Here is a 16,775-nt window from a genome sequence, read left to right as displayed (position 1 = left end):
AACCGTCTGCAACTTGGTTATGCGCCCGTAGCTCAGCCGGATAGAGCACCTGCCTTCTAAGCTGGTGGTCGGGGGTTCGAATCCCTCCGGGCGCGCCATTTTAAGAAATTTCCCTATGAATCAGCTTCACCTCGACCTCGGATCTGCTAACACGGACGGACCTTCAGATCGGCGAGTGTCTGTCCCGGTAGGTGCAATTGCACGGTTGTGGGGGCGTCGCGCTGGTGGCGTGCGAATCGTCTGACCCCGTTGATGAACAAATCCTCCAACTCATTGAACCGTGCGTCATCTTCGGACTTAACAAGGTCAGATTGGGACGCGCTGGCGATGGATGTTTGGCGCCGCAGTGCGGCGGGACTCTGTCTGGTGGGGAGCGATGGGGTCATTCGCCGGGTCAACGACGCTTTCGCGGCGGCGTTGGGATTCGAGGCCGATGAATTGGAAGGATTGCCCATCGCCCGGCTGCATCCGCCGGATATGGCCTTGGCGATGCGTGCGATGCACGACGCCGTGGTGGCGGACGACAACGAAACCGAATGGACCGGTCGCGAGATGAAATTCGTCCACCGGCGCGGTCGGCCGGTGGTGGCGTTTTCCCGCAACGCCCGGGTGCAAGGATCGGACGGTGAAGTGCTGCGGTTGATCACTTTCGTCGACATGTCCAAGATGGCCCGGGGCGATCGACAGCTGCAGTTGCTGCACCGGATGGAAAATTTCGATGCCCTGGCTTCGGCGATTGCCAACGATTTTAACAACCTGCTCGCGATCATCCTGGGATATTCGGCGTTGTTGCAGGAAGGCACCGCGGATTCCCGCCGATTGCGGGTGGTGGCTGAAGGCGTGGAAGGGGCGGTGGAGCGCGCGTCCACTCTGGTGCGGCAAAGTCTGTATCTCGTGCGGCGACCCGACGCCGTGTTGCGCGGGGCAAATTTGGCGGAAATGGTGGAAGCGCGAGTCCAACAGCTGCGCATGGCCCATGGTGATCGTCCGATTGATTTGAGCGTTTCGATGAGCTCCGAGTTGCGGGCGGTGCCGATCGACGTGGATCAACTGGGCGACGCCATCGACAATCTTTTTGGTCGGTTGCATCAACTCGACCCCAAGGGCCAACGCGCGTTGCGGATTCGCACCCTGCGGGCGACCGGAGCGGAGTTGCGCTCCCGCTACGCGCAGGCGGACGACGGTGCCTACGCGGTCATCGAGATCAGTCATCCCGGACTGCCTCGGAGTCGCAGTCGACCACCCATTCCTCTGCACGAGCAAACGCAAACCGCGCCGTCCCACGATCTGGGTTTCACGATGGTCGAACGTATTGTGGAGTCGCACAGCGGGTTCCTGGGGCAACAGGAACAGGCCAACGGTGGTCTGCTGTTTGCGATTCACCTGCCATTGGCGGCGACGGAACACCTGACGAAAGCCGAGACCTCGCAATCAAAACCGCCGATGCGCCCGGCCAAGCAGGCCGGACAGCGATCCATACTCGTCGTCGATGATGAACAAGGGTTGCTCGATGCCATTTCCGAGACCCTGCAGCGGGCGGGTTTCGAGGTGTTTGCCGCCAAGGATGGGACGGCGGCATTGGACCTCTTCACTCAGCACCGGGCCCAAATCGATCTCGTCATCTGTGATCTGGTCCTGCCGGGCATGAATGGTTGGGAAGTATTCACCAGCATGCGTGAGTTGCAGGCCGACGTCACCGTGCTCATCATGAGTGGGCATTTGGAGCCCAAACTACAATCGGCGGTAAGCCGGTCGGGGGCGGCGGGTTTCCTGCAAAAGCCGTTTTCGATGACGGCATTCATGCGCGTCGTGCGCACGTTGGTTTGAGCGGCGAAACCGTTCAGGCGCCGCCGTTGAACTGGTAGGTGGTATTGAAGATCAGCTCGATGTTCTTCGAGACCCACACACGCACCTTGATTTTACCAGAGCTCGCGTCCGCGGGGTCGGCGTGACCTTCGATACGACGGGGTTCCCCCTTCGATTCAAAGGCTTCGCCGTCGAAGTAAACGCGCTCACCGGCCGCCAGCTGGCGCAGGTTGTCGTCGGTGACGTTGATCGAAATCGTGCCCTTTTCGTTGTAGAAGAAAAACGGAAAGACCTTGGCCTGATACGATGAGGTGTATCGCTCGCCCTCACGTTGGAAGGGCGGCATGGTGAGCGTGACCGCACCGATGTAGATGGAGGTCTTCGCCTCGGCGATGACCGCCTGGTCGTATTGATCGGGTAAAGCCGGAGAGACGTTTTCAACGGTGGCCGGGGCCTCAGGCTCTGCCGGGCTGGCGGGCGTATCGACGGCCCGAAGCATCGGGGCCCAAACGAGCAATAGGAACGTAAGCAGGCGCGGCATGCGATCAACGTGCGCGGCGGGCGGCGCGTCGCAACCGAATCTTCGGCTTAGTTGGCGAATGCGGGAGGGGTGTCCGTATATCTTTCGCGTTGCGCGTGGCGAATCCCCGCCGTGTGCTCCCGATCACCATGGCCAAGCAAAACCAAGCGACCTGGGGGGGCCGATTCTCGGCCGGCCCCGCCGAATTGATGCTCTCGTTCAGCGAGTCCGTTTCGTTTGATCGCCGACTGGCTCAGTTCGACATCGCCGGAAGCAAAGCGCACTCGGCCATGCTCGCCCACGTGGGCCTGATCACGGCCAAGGAACGCAACGCGATCCACCGGGGACTCGACGCCATCGGCAAGGAAATCGCGGCCGGAAAGTTCGAGTGGAACACGGCGTTGGAAGATGTGCACATGAACATCGAGCAGGCGCTGACTCAGCGCGTGCCCGCCGCCGCGAAGCTGCACACCGCGCGCAGTCGCAATGATCAGGTGGCGACCGACATGCGCCTCTTTTTCAAGTGGGCCTGCGGCGAAATCGACGCGCGGTTGGAGGAGGCGCAACGGGCGTTGCTCGCGCTTGCCGAGCTCGACGGCGAGGTGATGATCCCGGGTTACACGCACTTGCAACGCGCCCAGCCGGTGCAGGTCGCCCATCACCTGGCGGCGTATTTGGAAATGTTTGAGCGCGATCGGGCGCGGTTCTCCGGGGTGGCGAAGCACGCCAATTGGTGTCCGCTGGGCGCGGGCGCGCTGGCTGGCACGACCTTGCCGATCGACCGCGAGTTCACGGCCAAGGCGCTCGGTTTTGTCGACGAGCGGGGACGTCCGCGGGTAACGCAGAACTCCATGGATACGGTCGCGGATCGCGATGTGTTCGTCGAATTTGCGACCGCCTGCGCGCTGGTGGGCACGCACTTTTCCCGGTTGGCCGAGGACCTGATTCTGTGGTCGAGCAGCGAGTTTAAATACATTGATCTGCCCGACACGTTTTGCACCGGCTCGTCGCTGATGCCGCAGAAGAAGAATCCGGATTCGTGCGAGTTGTTGCGGGGCAAAGCGGCGCGCCTGCAAGGTAACCTGACCACGTTGCTCACGATGGCGAAGGGTCTGCCGCTGACCTACAATCGCGATTTGCAGGAGGACAAGCCGCCGGTCTTTGACAGCTTTGACCAGACCATGATGTGTCTCGCCGTCGTCGCGGGCACGCTGACCGGGGCGCGCATGCGGCGTGAGTCCTGCGCCCGGGCGGTGGCGGATCCGGCGTTGTTGGCGACGGACCTGGCGGACTACCTCGTGGAAAACGGCGTGCCGTTCCGCGAAGCGCACCACGTGGTGGGCGCGGTGGTGAAACTGGCCGAAACCAGCGGCGTGCCGTTGGACAAGTTGGCCACGGCCGACGTGCAAAAAATCCATCCCGCACTCAAGGCGGACTGGATCGACGTGTTTGATCTCAAGCGTGCGGCCGCCCGACGCATCGGCACGGGCATGCCCGGTCCCAAACAGGTCAAACGGCAACTCGCCCGCTGGCGCAAACACCTGGCTTAACCCCGGAAAAGTAAGCTGGTGATTTCGCGGCTGATTCCGACTGAGAAGTCCGATCCGGAGCTCGCGCCGTTTCGGCCGGGCCTGTTGTTCGGGTTTTTCAATGCGATGACCTGGCAGATCGGCATCGGCACGCCGATGGTGCTGTTTGCCGAGGAGCTGGGCGCGTCGTCGCTGCAGGTGGGGCTGGCGTATTCGTTCGTGTTCATTCTCACGCCGATCCAGATTCTGGCCACGGCGCTACTGCCGAAGTTTGGCTACAAAAAGGTCATGCTCGGGGGCTGGGCGGCGCGCAGTCTGTTCCTGATCGTGCCGGTGTGGCTGGCGATTGCGGCCGCGCACAGCGGCGTGAAACCGTGGATGGCGCCGGCGTTGGTGGGCAGTGTGTTTTGGTTTTGTTTTTTCCGCACCATCGGAGCGGCGGCGATCATGCCGTGGTTGTATTCGATCCTGCCGCCGAAGGCGCGCGGCCGCTACTTTGCCAGTGACCAATTCATTTCCGGTTTCGCGGGAGTGGGCACGTTGCTGGCGTGCGTGGCGTTGTTCGCGCAGTTGCCGATTTTTGTCGCGTTGTTGATCCAATACGGCATCGCGCTGGCCGGATCGTATCTGAGTTTCATGTCGTTGCGGCGATTGCCGGATGCGCCTAATCCCGAACCGATCGGGCTGGGGCGGGTGTTTCGGGATACGCCGCGCTACATGTTCCGGCCTTCGCGGTTTCGGCAGTTCTTATGGCTCGCAGTCGGGTATGCGGTGGTGTCGACGCCAATCCCGCCGTTTTTGGCTTATTACCTCAAAGTCGGACCGGCACTGAGCGCCGGCCAGATCATGGGTTTCGAGGTGCTGCGCTATGCGGGCGTGATTGCGGCGGCGGCGTTTATCAAGCGGCGCATCAGTCAGCACGGCGCGCGACCGTTTTTTCTGTTGGCGATGATTCTCTACGTGATGGTGGCGGCGTTTTGGTGGGCATTCATCCACCGCGAATGGACGATGTTGGGGGGCGTGTATGTGGCCTATTTCGGATTGGGATTGGCGGCGGCCTGTTGGACGATTTCCAATCTCAATTACCTCGCGCAAGTGATCGAGGACGACAATCGAGCGCTGATGATCGCCGTGCAGGGCGCGGTGACCGCATGTGTGGGCGGACTGTCGCCGATCCTGTGGGGCATGGCTCTCAAATCGCAAAACGCGGCGGGCGGACCGGCGATCGACAGCACGATGTTTCAAGTTTTCTTCGGGGTCGTGATTGTGGGCGTGGTGGTGCTTTCCTCCCTGGTGGGGCGTTTGCCGGAGGATGAAACCCAGCCGGCGAAGTCGTTGGTTATCGGCAACGCCATATTCCGGCCGTTTCGCGCGGCGACCTATCTGGTGAGTTTGGTGGATTTGCGGGAGTTGGAAAAGAATCCTCCCGGTCCGGAAGCGGAACCTTCCAAGGGATCCCGCTGACCAAGGGAGCAGCGATGAAGATGCATGGACCCCTTTCGGCCTTGATCGCGTGCATCGCCCTGGCCGGATGCACGACGCCGAAACGAACCCGGTTCGTGGATGTGCAGTCGACGGTTTACGGCACCAAGATCGCGGTAATCGACGCCGATGAAGCGGTCGTGCGGCTGCGGGTTTCGGGTCCGAACGAGCCGGTATTTCTGGCCATGGTGGAACCGAGGGTGATTGCCGACGGACTCTACTTGTTCCCGAGCTACATCAACAAGCCGGTCGTGAGCGAACGGCTGGAGGTGCCGGTGGTGGAGCTGGATTTGCCGGCTGAGTGGCGGGATCGGATATTTTGGGTGGAAGGGGAGAGTGTGCCGCGGTGGTTTCAGGTGTTTCGCGAACGCGTGCGCACGATCGAGCGCCGGCACCTGGAATTGCCCGATGCCCACGAGTCGAGCTGATCGCGCGACGCCGACCGGCGCTTAAGCGTTGCGTGCCGGTTTCTCCGGCGGTGAGGCTGACGTTCGCCTCCTTCGCATGCCCGATATTCGCATTCTGTCCGACCGTGTTGCCAACCAGATCGCCGCTGGCGAGGTGATTGAGCGCCCGGCGGCCGTGGTGAAGGAATTGGTGGAAAATGCCCTCGATGCCGGGGCCACGCGCATCGAGGTGGAGTTTCGCCATGGCGGGCGTTCGCTGATGCGGGTTGAGGACAACGGCCATGGCATGAACCGCGACAACGCGTTGCTGTCGTTGGAGCGGCATGCCACGAGCAAGATCAATGAGGCGGTCGATCTGGACCGACTCGGTAGTTTCGGCTTTCGCGGTGAGGCGGTGCCGTCGATCGCGAGTGTTTCCAAGTTCACTCTGCAGACCCGCGTGGAAGGCGAAGAGCTCGGCACGGAGGTATTGGTCAACGGCGGCAAGATCGTGCACGTGCGCGAGTGCGGGCGCCCGGTGGGCACGCGCATCGAAGTGGCCCATCTGTTCAACTCCGTCCCGGCGCGTCGCAAGTTTCTCAAACGCGACCAGACCGAGGCGGCGCACATCGTCGCCGGGGTGCGGCTCTATGCCCTGGCGAGTCCGGCGGTGGCGTTTACGCTGATCGAGGACGGGCGCATCATTTTCAGTTCGCCGGAATGTCCGGCCCTGACCGATCGGGTGGCGGAGATTTTCGGCCGGCAATTGGCGGAGCAACTCGTGCCGATCGAGAGCACTGAGGGGGTGTTTCAATTGGAGGGATTGATCGGTAAACCCGGGGTGGGACGTTCGACGCGGCACGAGATGATCGTGTTTGTGAATGGTCGTCCCGTCGACAACCGGACCCTCAACTACGCGTTGATCGAGAGTTACCACGAGTCGTTGCCCAAGGGTCGCTACCCGCCGGCGTTCATCTTTTTCCGTCTGCCGCCCCACGAGGTCGATGTGAACGTGCATCCCGCCAAACGCGAAGTGCGGTTTCGGAGCGAGCCGGCCGTGCGCAGCTTCGTGATCAGAGCGGTGCTGGGGCGCCTGCGGGAGCTGCGGGGTGAGGTTCCACAGGCGACGCCGGAGCGAGACACGCCACTGGAACCGCTGCCGCCGAGCGAGCTGCGACCGTGGGCGACGCCGTCATCAAGTTCACCATCATCGGCGGCGGTGCCATCGCGTCCGGTCGAATCGGAGAGTCGGGGCATGCCCAAGTTGGGTCCATTGCACCAGCCTCCCATGCGCGGGCCGGCGGTGGAGTCGGTGCGACCCTCTGCCGATGGTCCGACGCGTGGCGACCGCGGGTGGCGTTTCATCGGCCAAGGCCATGGGGTGTTCGGCTTTTTCGAAACCCCGTCGGGTATCGTGTGCCTGCATCGCCGGGCGGCACACGAGCGAGTCTGGTTTGAGCGTTTGCAGGCCGAGTTCAAATCGGGCGAAGTCGCCGGGCAGCGCCTGCTGCTGCCGGTGCCGGTGGAGCTCGATCCCGTGGCGACGGCGCTCCTGTTGGATAAGTTGGCCTTTCTGCAATCGCACGGGTTTGAAGTGACGGAGTTCGGACGGAATTTTTTCCGGGTCGAAGCGGTGCCCGCCTGGATGGAACCCGCTGATGCCGAACCCTTTTTGCGTGATTTGTTGGGGGCGCTGCGCGATGGGCGCTTCCCGGAGGACAATCCCGATCTCGCCCGGGACGAGCTGGCCCGGTTGGCGGCGGCGAAAGCGGTGCGGTTGCCCGAGCAGAGTGGGGAGGTGCACTGGCAATCACTGGTGGCCCAACTCTTTGCGTGTCGCACCCCGCTCACCAGCCCCTCGGGGCGGCCGACGTTTTTTGAGCTGCCGCACGGTGAGTTGTCCCGGCGATTTCAGAAATAGTCCGAGATGTCGATGAACCCGGTTTCACGTTACGATCTGGAGTCGGCATCAATGAGACTAAAATCGAGAGTGACCGGGGCTGGCTCGCTTGGCACCTTTTCCGCTCTGCGCTAGATTCTTTCCTGATTCAAACCATGCCTGCTGCTAAAAAATCCTCCGCCAAGACCAAGGCGGCCTCTGCCCAAGCCAAGACCGTGGCGGCGCCGCGTCGCCGTGCGTCCGACGATCCTGTCGAGTCGATCAAGGCATCGATTCTTGACCACCTGACGCATACCTTCGCGCGGGATACCGCCGGAGCCACGCCGCGGGATTGGTTTCTCGCCACGGCGATGTCGGCCCGGGACCATCTGACGAGTCGTCTCATCAAGACGCAGTCCGCGCACAACGACCAAAACGTGCGCCGCCTCTACTACTTGTCCTTGGAGTATCTCATGGGCCGTCTGCTCATCAGCTCGCTCCAAAACGCCGGCGTGTATGATCACACCCGCCAGGCCCTGGAAGAGCTCGGTGTGGATTGGGAGGCGCTGCGCGCATCGGAAGACGACATGGGACTCGGCAACGGTGGTCTCGGGCGCTTGGCCGCTTGTTTCATCGATTCGCTCGCGACGCTCGACCTGCCGGCGATCGGTTACGGCATCAATTACGAGTTCGGACTCTTCCGTCAGGCGTTTGAGAACGGACATCAGGTGGAGAATCCGGACAGCTGGATGATTTACGGCACGCCGTGGGAGCTCATGCACCCGGAGTATCAGCAGGAGGTGCAGATCTACGGCGAAGTGGAGAACGTGTTCGATGATTCCGGTAACTACCGGCCGCAGTGGGTCAACACCCACAAACTTGTCGGCGTGCCCAACGATATTCCGGTGCCCGGCTATGGCACCGAGACCGTCAACATCCTGCGCCTGTGGACGTCCCACGCGACGGAGCCGCTCGATCTCAACGCCTTCAACGAAGGTGGTTATGTCGAGGCCGTGCGCAACAAGGCCACCAGCGAGACCATTTCCAAGGTTCTTTATCCGAACGACAAGACCGAGAACGGCAAGGAGCTGCGCCTGGTGCAGCAATACTTCTTCGTGGCCTGTTCGTTGAAGGACATCATCCGCCGCCACATGCGGGTCGAAGGCAACGGCTGGCACAACTTTGCCGACAAGGTCGCCGTCCAGCTCAACGACACCCACCCGGCCATCGCCGTGGCCGAGCTGCTTCGTATTCTCATCGATGAGGAGTCCCTCGACTGGGACGAGGCATGGGCGATCATCACCAAAACCTTCGCCTATACCAACCACACCCTCCTGCCCGAGGCGTTGGAAAAATGGGGTGTGCCGCTCTACGCCCGGGTGCTGCCGCGTCACTTGCAGCTCATTTACGAGATCAACCGCCGCCACCTCGAGACCGTCGCCGCCAAATGGCCCGGCGATAACGAGATGCTCAGCACGTGCTCGATCGTGGAGGAAGGGGGCGGCAAACAACTGCGCATGGCCCACCTCGCGGTCGTTGGCTCGCATGCCGTCAACGGCGTGGCCGCGCTCCACACGGAGCTCCTGAAGAAGGATCTCTTCCCGTATTTCGACACGCTCTTCCCGGGGAAATTCCGCAACAAGACCAACGGCATCACGCCGCGCCGGTGGTTGCTCGATTGCAACCCGGCCTTGTCGGCGTTGATCACCAAGACGCTGGGCCGCCCCGATTGGCCGCGCAATCTCGACCTCCTCCAAGCCTTGGGCAAAGAGGCCGACCAACCCGCCTTCCAGCAGGAGTTCATGGCGATCAAGCGCGTCAACAAGGTCGCGTTGGCCGAAACCATTCAGGAGCTCTGCGGCATCGAGGTGTCGCCCGATGCGCTCTTCGACGTGCAGATCAAACGCCTGCACGAATACAAGCGCCAGCATCTCAACCTGCTGCATATCGTTGCGCTCTACCGCCGACTCTTGCAGAACCCGGACCTCGACATGGTGCCGCGCGTGTTCGTTTTTGCCGCCAAGGCCGCGCCCGGCTACGACCTCGCCAAGAACATCATTCGGGCGATCAATGTGATCGGCGCGCGCATCAACCACGACGAGCGCATCCAGGGTAAGCTCAAGGTCGCCTTCCTGCCCAACTACCGGGTGACGTTGGCCGAGAAAATCATCCCGGCCGCCGACTTGTCGGAGCAGATTTCGACCGCCGGCAAGGAAGCTTCCGGCACCGGCAACATGAAGCTCGCCCTCAATGGCGCGCTCACCATCGGCACGCTCGATGGCGCCAACGTGGAGATCGGTGAAGAGGTCGGTGACGACAACATCTTCATCTTCGGCATGACCGTCGAAGAGGTGGAAGCCGTGCGCAATGCCGGTTACCGTCCCTACGATTTCTACTACGCGGACGAAGAGTTGCGCGCCGTGATCGATTGGATCGGCTCCGACTACTTCACGCCGGGCGAACGCCACGCCTTCGCGCCGTTGCACCACAGCCTGCTCGACGGAGGCGATCCTTACATGGTGTTGGCGGATTTCCGTTCCTACAGCGATGCGCACCTCGCCGTCGATGCCGCCTACCGCGATTCCCCACGGTGGGCGAAGATGGCGATCATGAACACGGCCCGCGTGGGCAAATTCTCCAGCGATCGCACCATTCGCGAATACGCCGAGGACATCTGGAATCTGCCGCCAGTCCCGGTGAAATAACCGGCCGGACGATGGGGTGGCGAGATTCCGCTCGCAACCCGCTGACGGTTTGCCGGTCTTGATGAGGATATGATCGCGCGAGTCCCGTCCGACCACCGGCTGCGCCACCCCCGGGGCTTGGCCCGGGCGGGGCGGTGGCTGTTGCTCGGTGGATTGGTTTCGGCGTTGGGCAGTTTTGCCGCCGCGGAAGGCCTGCGCGTAGCGGGATCATGGACGGGAAAAATTCAGCCCGACCCGCGTCTGCCCGTCATCCCGTGGGAACTCACGGTCGCCGCCCACCTGGGCGATGCGACCGGAGCCACGCGGCTGGAGCTGCGGGCGGAGCTGCCCGGTGGGAACGTGCGCGCCAAAGTGGAACAGATCGGCGCGGACGCCCCGATGCGATGGACAGTGCCGCGACAAACGTTGGCGTCGGAGCCCTGGCGAGAGATTGCGGTCCGGTTCCTCCCGGCGTTGGCCGAATGGACGTTTGACGGCGCCGTGGAACTCGAAGGCGCAGGCACGTGGTCGGACGCCGCGGGCGCGACCGGCGCATTTCACGTGGTTTGGCGACCCGGTCGGGTGGAAAACGCGTCGAGCGCACTGGTTGTGCGACAGCCGGTATTGCGTGCCACGGTCGGGCTGGCCGATTCGACGGTGGCGTCGATCGACGTCGAGCTGAACTGGGCGAGTGTGGACGTGAACATGATCCATCTCGGTGCGGGCGCATTGACCGCGCATCAAACCGCCGCAGGCCGCTGGCAAGTCGGCGAAGTGAGTGCGCCGCTCTGGCAGGGCCGAGTGATTCTGGCACCGTTCGAAGTCGACCCGGCGCATCCAGTGATTAACGGCCACGTCTCTCTCGCCGCGGTGGCGGCGGCCGAACTCGTGCCGTTTCTGCCCGATGCTCTCAGCAGTGCTTCCGGGCGGGTGAGCGGAGAACTTACGTTTGCGTGGGACGAGTCTAAAGGCTTTGCGCCCAAGTCCGGGCAGTTCGCGATTCTCGAAGACGACAAACCGAAGGTGCGGCTCGCGGCGTCCCCCGGACTGCTTTCCGCCAAAGTTCCCGCCAAGATCGAAACGATGCCCCAGTGGCTGGGTCCCATTGCAAAATGGATGGCGGTGGAGAATCCCGCCCGCGACGAGTTGATTGAGATCGAGATGGGACGCCGCACTTTGCAGGTCGAACGGATGGAAGCGCGCCTCGTGCCGGGAGCGGTCGCCGGGGAAACCAAGGTGCAGGCCCGCCTCGTCGCCCGGCCGCAGGACGCCACCGCGGTGGAGTTGGTCGATTTTACAGTCAATGTGACGGGGCCGTGGGAGGACTTGATTCGGGTGAGTGCCGAGGACGGCGTGAAGATCAAAGCCACTTTTTAACCGCGGGGGCGGAACCAGCGGATTGGACATTCGGTCCGAATCCATTACTCTTTTTCCCATGCGCCGAATTTTGCCTCTCACGTTCCTCGCGACCGCCTTGTTGTCCGGCTGCATTCATGTGAAGATGGATCCCATCCAGGTCCACGCGGTGGTCGACGTGAACGTCAAAGTGGACCGGGCGCTCGATGATTTTTTTGGCTCGCTTGATCAACAATCTGCCACGCTGCAACCGGTGCAAGGCTGACCCCGGAGGACACCATCATGAAGATTTCATCCATTCGCTTTTTCTCCTTATTCGCGGCAGTGATGCTCTGGGCGACCACCGCGGGCGCGCAGGACATGGCGGCGTTGCGTCACAGCATGTCGCAACGGCTGCCCGTGCTGGATCAGCTCAAAACCAGCGGGGCGGTGGGCGAAAATAATCAAGGCTACGTCGAAGCCCGCACCCCGGGGGCGGACACCGAAAAGGTGGTCGCGGCCGAGAACGCGGATCGCCGCAAAGTCTACGCGGCCATCGCGGCCAAAGCGGGCGCGACATCGGAGGCGGTGGCGCAGGCGCGGGCTCGTCAAATCGCCGCCACCAGTGCGCCGGGGGTGTGGTTGCAGGGTGAAGACGGTCGTTGGTATCGGAAAGAATAGGTTCGGCCTCCGATCGCGCGACGCTGAACATTCGCCAGCCGGGAAGGGAATGGGCATTGAACAAGGCGGTGACCACGACGCATGTTCTGCGGTCTTATGTCGTCCCCTTATGTCACCGCATCCGATCGTTATTCCCAAGTTCCCTATGAGCGCTGTGGTCGCAGCGGCCTGAAGCTCCCGCGGCTGTCGCTGGGCCTGTGGCACAACTTCGGTGGCGTGGACGTTTTCGAGAACGGTCGCACCATGTGCCGGGCGGCGTTCGACATGGGCATCACCCATTTTGATTTGGCCAACAATTACGGTCCGCCTCCCGGATCGGCCGAAGCCAACTTTGGCAAGATTCTCGATCTCGATCTCGGGGTTTATCGGGACGAACTCATCATCTCGACCAAGGCGGGTTACGACATGTGGGAAGGTCCCTACGGCGAATGGGGATCACGCAAATATCTCATCGCCAGCCTCGACCAGAGCTTGGATCGCCTCGGACTCGACTACGTGGACATCTTTTACTCGCACCGGCCCGATCCCGACACGCCGATGGAGGAAACGATGGGCGCGTTGGCCTCGATTTATCACGGCGGCAAAGCGCTCTACATCGGTCTGTCGAATTACGATGCCGCGCAGACGCGCTTGGCGCACGAGATTCTCGACGATCTTGGTGTGCCGCTGTTGATCCACCAACCGCGTTACAACCTGCTCGACCGGTGGGTGGAACCGGAGCTGCTGCCGCTGCTCACGGAGCTCGGCGTGGGCTGCATCCCCTTTTCGCCGTTGGCCCAGGGACAACTCACCTCGCGCTACCTCAAGACGATCCCGACCGATTCGCGGGCGGGCAAAGGCGGGTTTCTCAATGCCGACACCGTCGAGGCGAACCACCCGAAGATTCTCGCCCTGGCCGAAATCGCCGAGCAACGCGGCCAAACGCTCGCCCAAATGGCGCTCACCTGGGTGCTGCGCCAACCGGCCATCACGACCGTGTTGATCGGGGCCAGCAGCGTGCCGCAGATCGAAGAAAACGTCGCGTGTGCGAGTGCCGCTGGTTTCAGCGACGAAGAGCTCAAAGCGATCGACGCCGCCTGCGCGTAAGGGACGGGGCGAAAATCCCCGCCGCTTTCGTTTCGATTCCGGCAATCCGTGGCCCGGTCGCGCTACAGCGTTCGGGTCATGAAGTGGCTGTTGGGATCGGGCCGGTAGTCGGCGAACGGGCCGCACGATTCGAACCCAAAGCGGGCGTAAAGTTGGCGCGCGGGAGCGAATTCGGGTTGGGAGCCGGTTTCCAAACTCAGACGCGTGTAGCCGCGTCGCGTGGCTTCGGCCAATACCGTTTCGAGCATGCGGGCGGCCACGCCTCGCCGCCGATGGGTGCGCGCGGTGCGCATGGATTTGATTTCACCGTGGGTCGCATTGAGTGCTTTGAGGGCACCGCAGCCCATCAGGGTGGGACCGTCCCATGCGCACCAAAACGTGATCTCGGGGCGTTGGAGTCCCGTCAGGTCGAGCGCATGCACGCTCTCGCGCGGAGAGATACGGTGCATGTCGTCCAAATGCTCTTGCAGTAGCGCGGCGATGGCGGAGCCGGTGAGGTCATCGACTTTGATCTGCATGTGAAGGAAAGCGTGGAACTACACGTTTTTTTTGGGGGGCCGGATCGCGATTCACTCCGACTTGGCGAAGACGACCATATAGTTGTCCGAGAGCAAGTCGTGGACCGCATCGACCCGATGGAATCCTGCGGCGGTGATTTCGGCTTCGAACACCTCCTGACCGGCGCGCATGTGGCTCAGGATCCAATCCGAACTTTCTCCGGGAATACGTTTGAAATCGACCAGCACGATTCTGCCGCCGGGGCGGAGGGCGCGATGGAGCGAAGCCAACGAATCCATCGGATACTCAAAGTGGTGGTAGACGTTGCAAATGAAGGCCAGGTCAACGGATGCGGCCGGCAGTTCGACCGAGCGATCGGTGCAGAGCACGGTTTCGATATTGGTCCAGGCGTGGCGCTGGATCTGGTCGTTCACGTGGTCAAGGAACTTCTCCACAATATCCACGGCATAGACTCGACCTTCCGGTCCGACGCGAGCGGAGAGGAGGGGGAGAAACGCTCCGGTGCCCGTGCCCACGTCGACGACATCCATGCCGGGACGCAAATCCAGGCGAGCCACGATGGCGGCACGATGGGCGAACACTTCACGCCCCTCGGCTTCGAGGCGCTCGATCCATTCGTTTACGATCAAACCTTCGCGCAGATAGGACGCGTTGATCCCGGGGTTGACGCTTTCGTTCTGAGCATGACCAACGAGGGCGGCGAATGTGGAGGCCACCGCGGTGAGAATAGCGAAGAAGCGTTTCATAAACTGCTGGGGGATTACGGCACGCGCTCCAGCCACGCGGCGGCGTGGCGCGTAATGGGGGGCGTCGCGAGGGTGAGTTGTCCGCCGCGATGGCGCACGGTGGAAGAGTGAGTCGAACGGCTGCCGGCCACATCCCACCAGGAGACGAGCCATTCTCCGGCCGGAACGTCGTCAATGACGATGCGGCCGGTGGCGGGCGTGAGATCATTATCCGACGCAGGCGAAAGCAGGTTGTCGCGGTGTCGCACCCATAGCACGACCCGATCGGCTCCATGACGGGCCACTGCGGTCAGGGCCGGCACGGGAATGCCGAGATCGAGGTCAACGAGATCGATCCAATCCGCGCCCACGGGATTCTCGACCACGACGGTGTGGCGGCCATAGCCCACCGGGAATGAAAATGTTTGGTTGGTCGGAGTGGGGCGACCTTCGGCGGCGGCGGGCCATGGTTCATCAACGGCCACTCTGTCGTCCACCGTGATGCGCAACGAACCGCCTCGGTTGCTCATGCCGCGCAGATGCAGGCGAGCGACGGACGCGGCGGGATAATCGACGTGAAAGGTGGCGCGACTGGGATAGGGATGACGCTCGGCGGCGTTGGTGAGAATGCGCGGGAAGGTGACCATGGAGGCGGGGATGTGGCCGTCGGTCGGCACCTCAAGCTCGGGGGCGGGGCCGCGGTGCCAATACAGACCGCCGGTGAGCTTGAGTGAACTGTCGAGGTCGCCGAGCACGGTGGGATAACTCACTCGGGGCAGCGGCGCTCGGCGGAGTCCGCTCGCGTTCACAAACCGACCCAGTGATTGCAGTTCGGCCCAGCGGCCTTGTTGCCGGAGGGTTTCCACATACCAAATCTGGGCCGGTTGGGTGGTTTCGCCAAAGAGACCGGACCACGCCAGGAGCGGGTGGATGAAGCCGGTGGTGCGTTGCTCGCTCGTGAGATCGGCCATGTTGTCGTCGCCCACTTCGCCGTAGAAAACCGGACGATTGATGGCGGCGGCCGCGAGATCGTGATGCTGCACGCCGAGGACCATGTCGTTCGCGTAGAGGTGGGGTTGATAGTAATCCATCGTCGTCCACATGGCGTGGTGCAGATCATCATCGCTGGTGGTCACGAGGTGGCCGTGCACATCGTAGCGACGGAGGACGCGTGCCATTTCTTCGTGCCAGGCGGCGACGGCGGCGTTGTCGGCGGCATCGCCCCGGCGGGCGTTGGTCCACATGACCTCGTTGAACAATTCCCACGCCATGATGGCGGACGAGTAACCCCAACGGGCGGCAATGTAGCGGTATTTCTGGCGGGTGAGTTCGCGCGCCTGATCGTTGGTGAAGAAATCGGTGGGTGAATCAAGGAAGCCGCCGAGCGCGGAGTTCCACGGATTCTCGGCCCAGTTGGTATTGTTGAACGTGGTGTATTGGCCGTGGTGCTGCAGGACGAGTTGGATGCGGACGCCGTGGGTTTCGGCGGCTTCCATAATGCCGTCGAGGCGGCGGGCGACGCCGAGGTCGAGTGTGCCCAATGCCGGTTGGGGGCCGTTGGCCGGTTCCACCCAATCGAGATTAAGCTGGCCCCAGTGGCACATCCATACGCGGGTCCAGTTGAAGCCCACGGTGGCGAAGTCACCGAACGCGGCCGGATAATAGGAGGCGGGAGCGCTGCCGGAGGCCCACGGCAGATTACCTCCGAGGGGCTGGAAATAGTCGCCCCGACCGTCGATGAACTGGGTGCCGGACCGTGGATCGATCCGCACGGGTCCTCCCAGCGTATCGATATCACGCACGCGAAAACGATCTCTGCCCTTGAGCTCGGCGGCCAACGTCGTGGGCAAGCCCCCGCGCTGCTCACTGACGTTTTGAAATTCGTAGTTGCCCTTCAAGGCGGCCCGCGTGCGCACGGACCACTGGTTGTCACCGACGTAAAATGCCGGCAGTCGCAGCACGTGGTCCGCGGGGGTGGTGACGGTCGCCCAAATGTCGCGCGCGAAGGGATTCTCAGCGGTGGCGTCGACGCGGAACGTGAACTCCACCGGGGCGCCCGACAGGGAAAGGAGGGCGGTGGTGGAGAGAATTCCGCCACACAGGCGAAGGCAAAAGCGTTGGAGACGGTGGGGAACGAACATGG

General features: G+C 62.5%; 14 protein-coding genes and 1 tRNA gene. 11 read left to right on the top strand and 4 right to left on the bottom strand.

The window, feature by feature from the left end:
- Positions 1-21: 21 nt before the first annotated feature.
- Positions 22-98, top strand: a tRNA-Arg gene (locus PXH66_RS11925).
- A gap of 229 nt (positions 99-327) precedes the next feature.
- Entirely contained in the window at positions 328-1,827 is a 1,500-nt protein-coding gene (locus PXH66_RS11920) for a response regulator (RefSeq protein ID WP_330931716.1), read from the top strand.
- A 13-nt stretch (positions 1,828-1,840) separates the two neighbouring features.
- Here PXH66_RS11920 and PXH66_RS11915 read toward each other — a convergent pair whose 3' ends face one another.
- Positions 1,841-2,347: a hypothetical protein gene (locus tag PXH66_RS11915; protein ID WP_330931715.1), complete on the bottom strand. Its 507-nt coding sequence runs from the start codon at positions 2,345-2,347 to the stop codon at positions 1,841-1,843.
- 128 nt (positions 2,348-2,475) lie between these two features.
- Here PXH66_RS11915 and argH point away from each other — a divergent pair, with 128 nt between their 5' ends.
- From argH to PXH66_RS11870, 9 genes are all read left to right on the top strand, one after another.
- Complete coding sequence (argH, locus tag PXH66_RS11910) at positions 2,476-3,876, top strand: argininosuccinate lyase (RefSeq protein WP_330931714.1); 1,401 nt, start codon at positions 2,476-2,478, stop codon at positions 3,874-3,876.
- An 18-nt stretch (positions 3,877-3,894) separates the two neighbouring features.
- Positions 3,895-5,319 carry an MFS transporter gene (locus PXH66_RS11905; RefSeq protein ID WP_330931713.1) on the top strand — a complete coding sequence of 475 codons (1,425 nt, stop codon included), beginning with the start codon at positions 3,895-3,897 and terminating at the stop codon, positions 5,317-5,319.
- Between the two features lie 20 nt (positions 5,320-5,339).
- Entirely contained in the window at positions 5,340-5,765 is a 426-nt protein-coding gene (locus tag PXH66_RS11900) for a hypothetical protein (protein WP_330932010.1), read from the top strand.
- Between the two features lie 76 nt (positions 5,766-5,841).
- The gene (mutL, locus tag PXH66_RS11895) at positions 5,842-7,644 is read left to right on the top strand and encodes a DNA mismatch repair endonuclease MutL (protein WP_330931711.1); all 1,803 of its coding nucleotides are present in this window, start codon (positions 5,842-5,844) and stop codon (positions 7,642-7,644) included.
- 134 nt (positions 7,645-7,778) lie between these two features.
- Positions 7,779-10,307, top strand: coding sequence for a glycogen/starch/alpha-glucan phosphorylase (locus PXH66_RS11890; protein ID WP_330931710.1), 2,529 nt, complete (start codon positions 7,779-7,781; stop codon positions 10,305-10,307).
- A 69-nt stretch (positions 10,308-10,376) separates the two neighbouring features.
- Positions 10,377-11,663, top strand: coding sequence for a YdbH domain-containing protein (locus PXH66_RS11885; RefSeq protein WP_330931709.1), 1,287 nt, complete (start codon positions 10,377-10,379; stop codon positions 11,661-11,663).
- A gap of 58 nt (positions 11,664-11,721) precedes the next feature.
- On the top strand, positions 11,722-11,907 hold the full coding sequence (locus tag PXH66_RS11880; protein ID WP_330931708.1) for a hypothetical protein: 186 nt from the start codon (positions 11,722-11,724) through the stop codon (positions 11,905-11,907).
- A 17-nt stretch (positions 11,908-11,924) separates the two neighbouring features.
- Positions 11,925-12,302 carry a YdbL family probable chaperone protein gene (locus PXH66_RS11875; RefSeq protein WP_330931707.1) on the top strand — a complete coding sequence of 126 codons (378 nt, stop codon included), beginning with the start codon at positions 11,925-11,927 and terminating at the stop codon, positions 12,300-12,302.
- Between the two features lie 96 nt (positions 12,303-12,398).
- Positions 12,399-13,388 carry an aldo/keto reductase gene (locus tag PXH66_RS11870; protein WP_330931706.1) on the top strand — a complete coding sequence of 330 codons (990 nt, stop codon included), beginning with the start codon at positions 12,399-12,401 and terminating at the stop codon, positions 13,386-13,388.
- A gap of 62 nt (positions 13,389-13,450) precedes the next feature.
- Here the strand turns inward: PXH66_RS11870 and PXH66_RS11865 are convergent, their stop codons facing one another.
- Genes PXH66_RS11865 through PXH66_RS11855 form a run of 3 tightly spaced genes read right to left on the bottom strand, consistent with a single transcriptional unit; the run spans position 13,451 to position 16,773 of the window.
- Positions 13,451-13,906, bottom strand: a complete 456-nt coding sequence (locus PXH66_RS11865) for a GNAT family N-acetyltransferase (protein WP_330931705.1) — start codon at positions 13,904-13,906, stop codon at positions 13,451-13,453.
- Between the two features lie 51 nt (positions 13,907-13,957).
- A complete protein-coding gene (locus tag PXH66_RS11860; RefSeq protein ID WP_330931704.1) occupies positions 13,958-14,653 on the bottom strand; it encodes a class I SAM-dependent methyltransferase in 696 nt (231 codons plus the stop codon).
- A gap of 14 nt (positions 14,654-14,667) precedes the next feature.
- Complete coding sequence (locus PXH66_RS11855) at positions 14,668-16,773, bottom strand: DUF5060 domain-containing protein (RefSeq protein ID WP_330931703.1); 2,106 nt, start codon at positions 16,771-16,773, stop codon at positions 14,668-14,670.
- Positions 16,774-16,775: the final 2 nt, after the last annotated feature.

Origin of the sequence: Synoicihabitans lomoniglobus, from assembly GCF_029023725.1 — a bacterium.
GTDB lineage: Bacteria > Verrucomicrobiota > Verrucomicrobiia > Opitutales > Opitutaceae > Actomonas > Actomonas lomonigloba.
The sequence above is the reverse complement of the archived record's forward strand: the minus strand, read 5'-3'. Positions and strand labels throughout refer to the sequence as shown.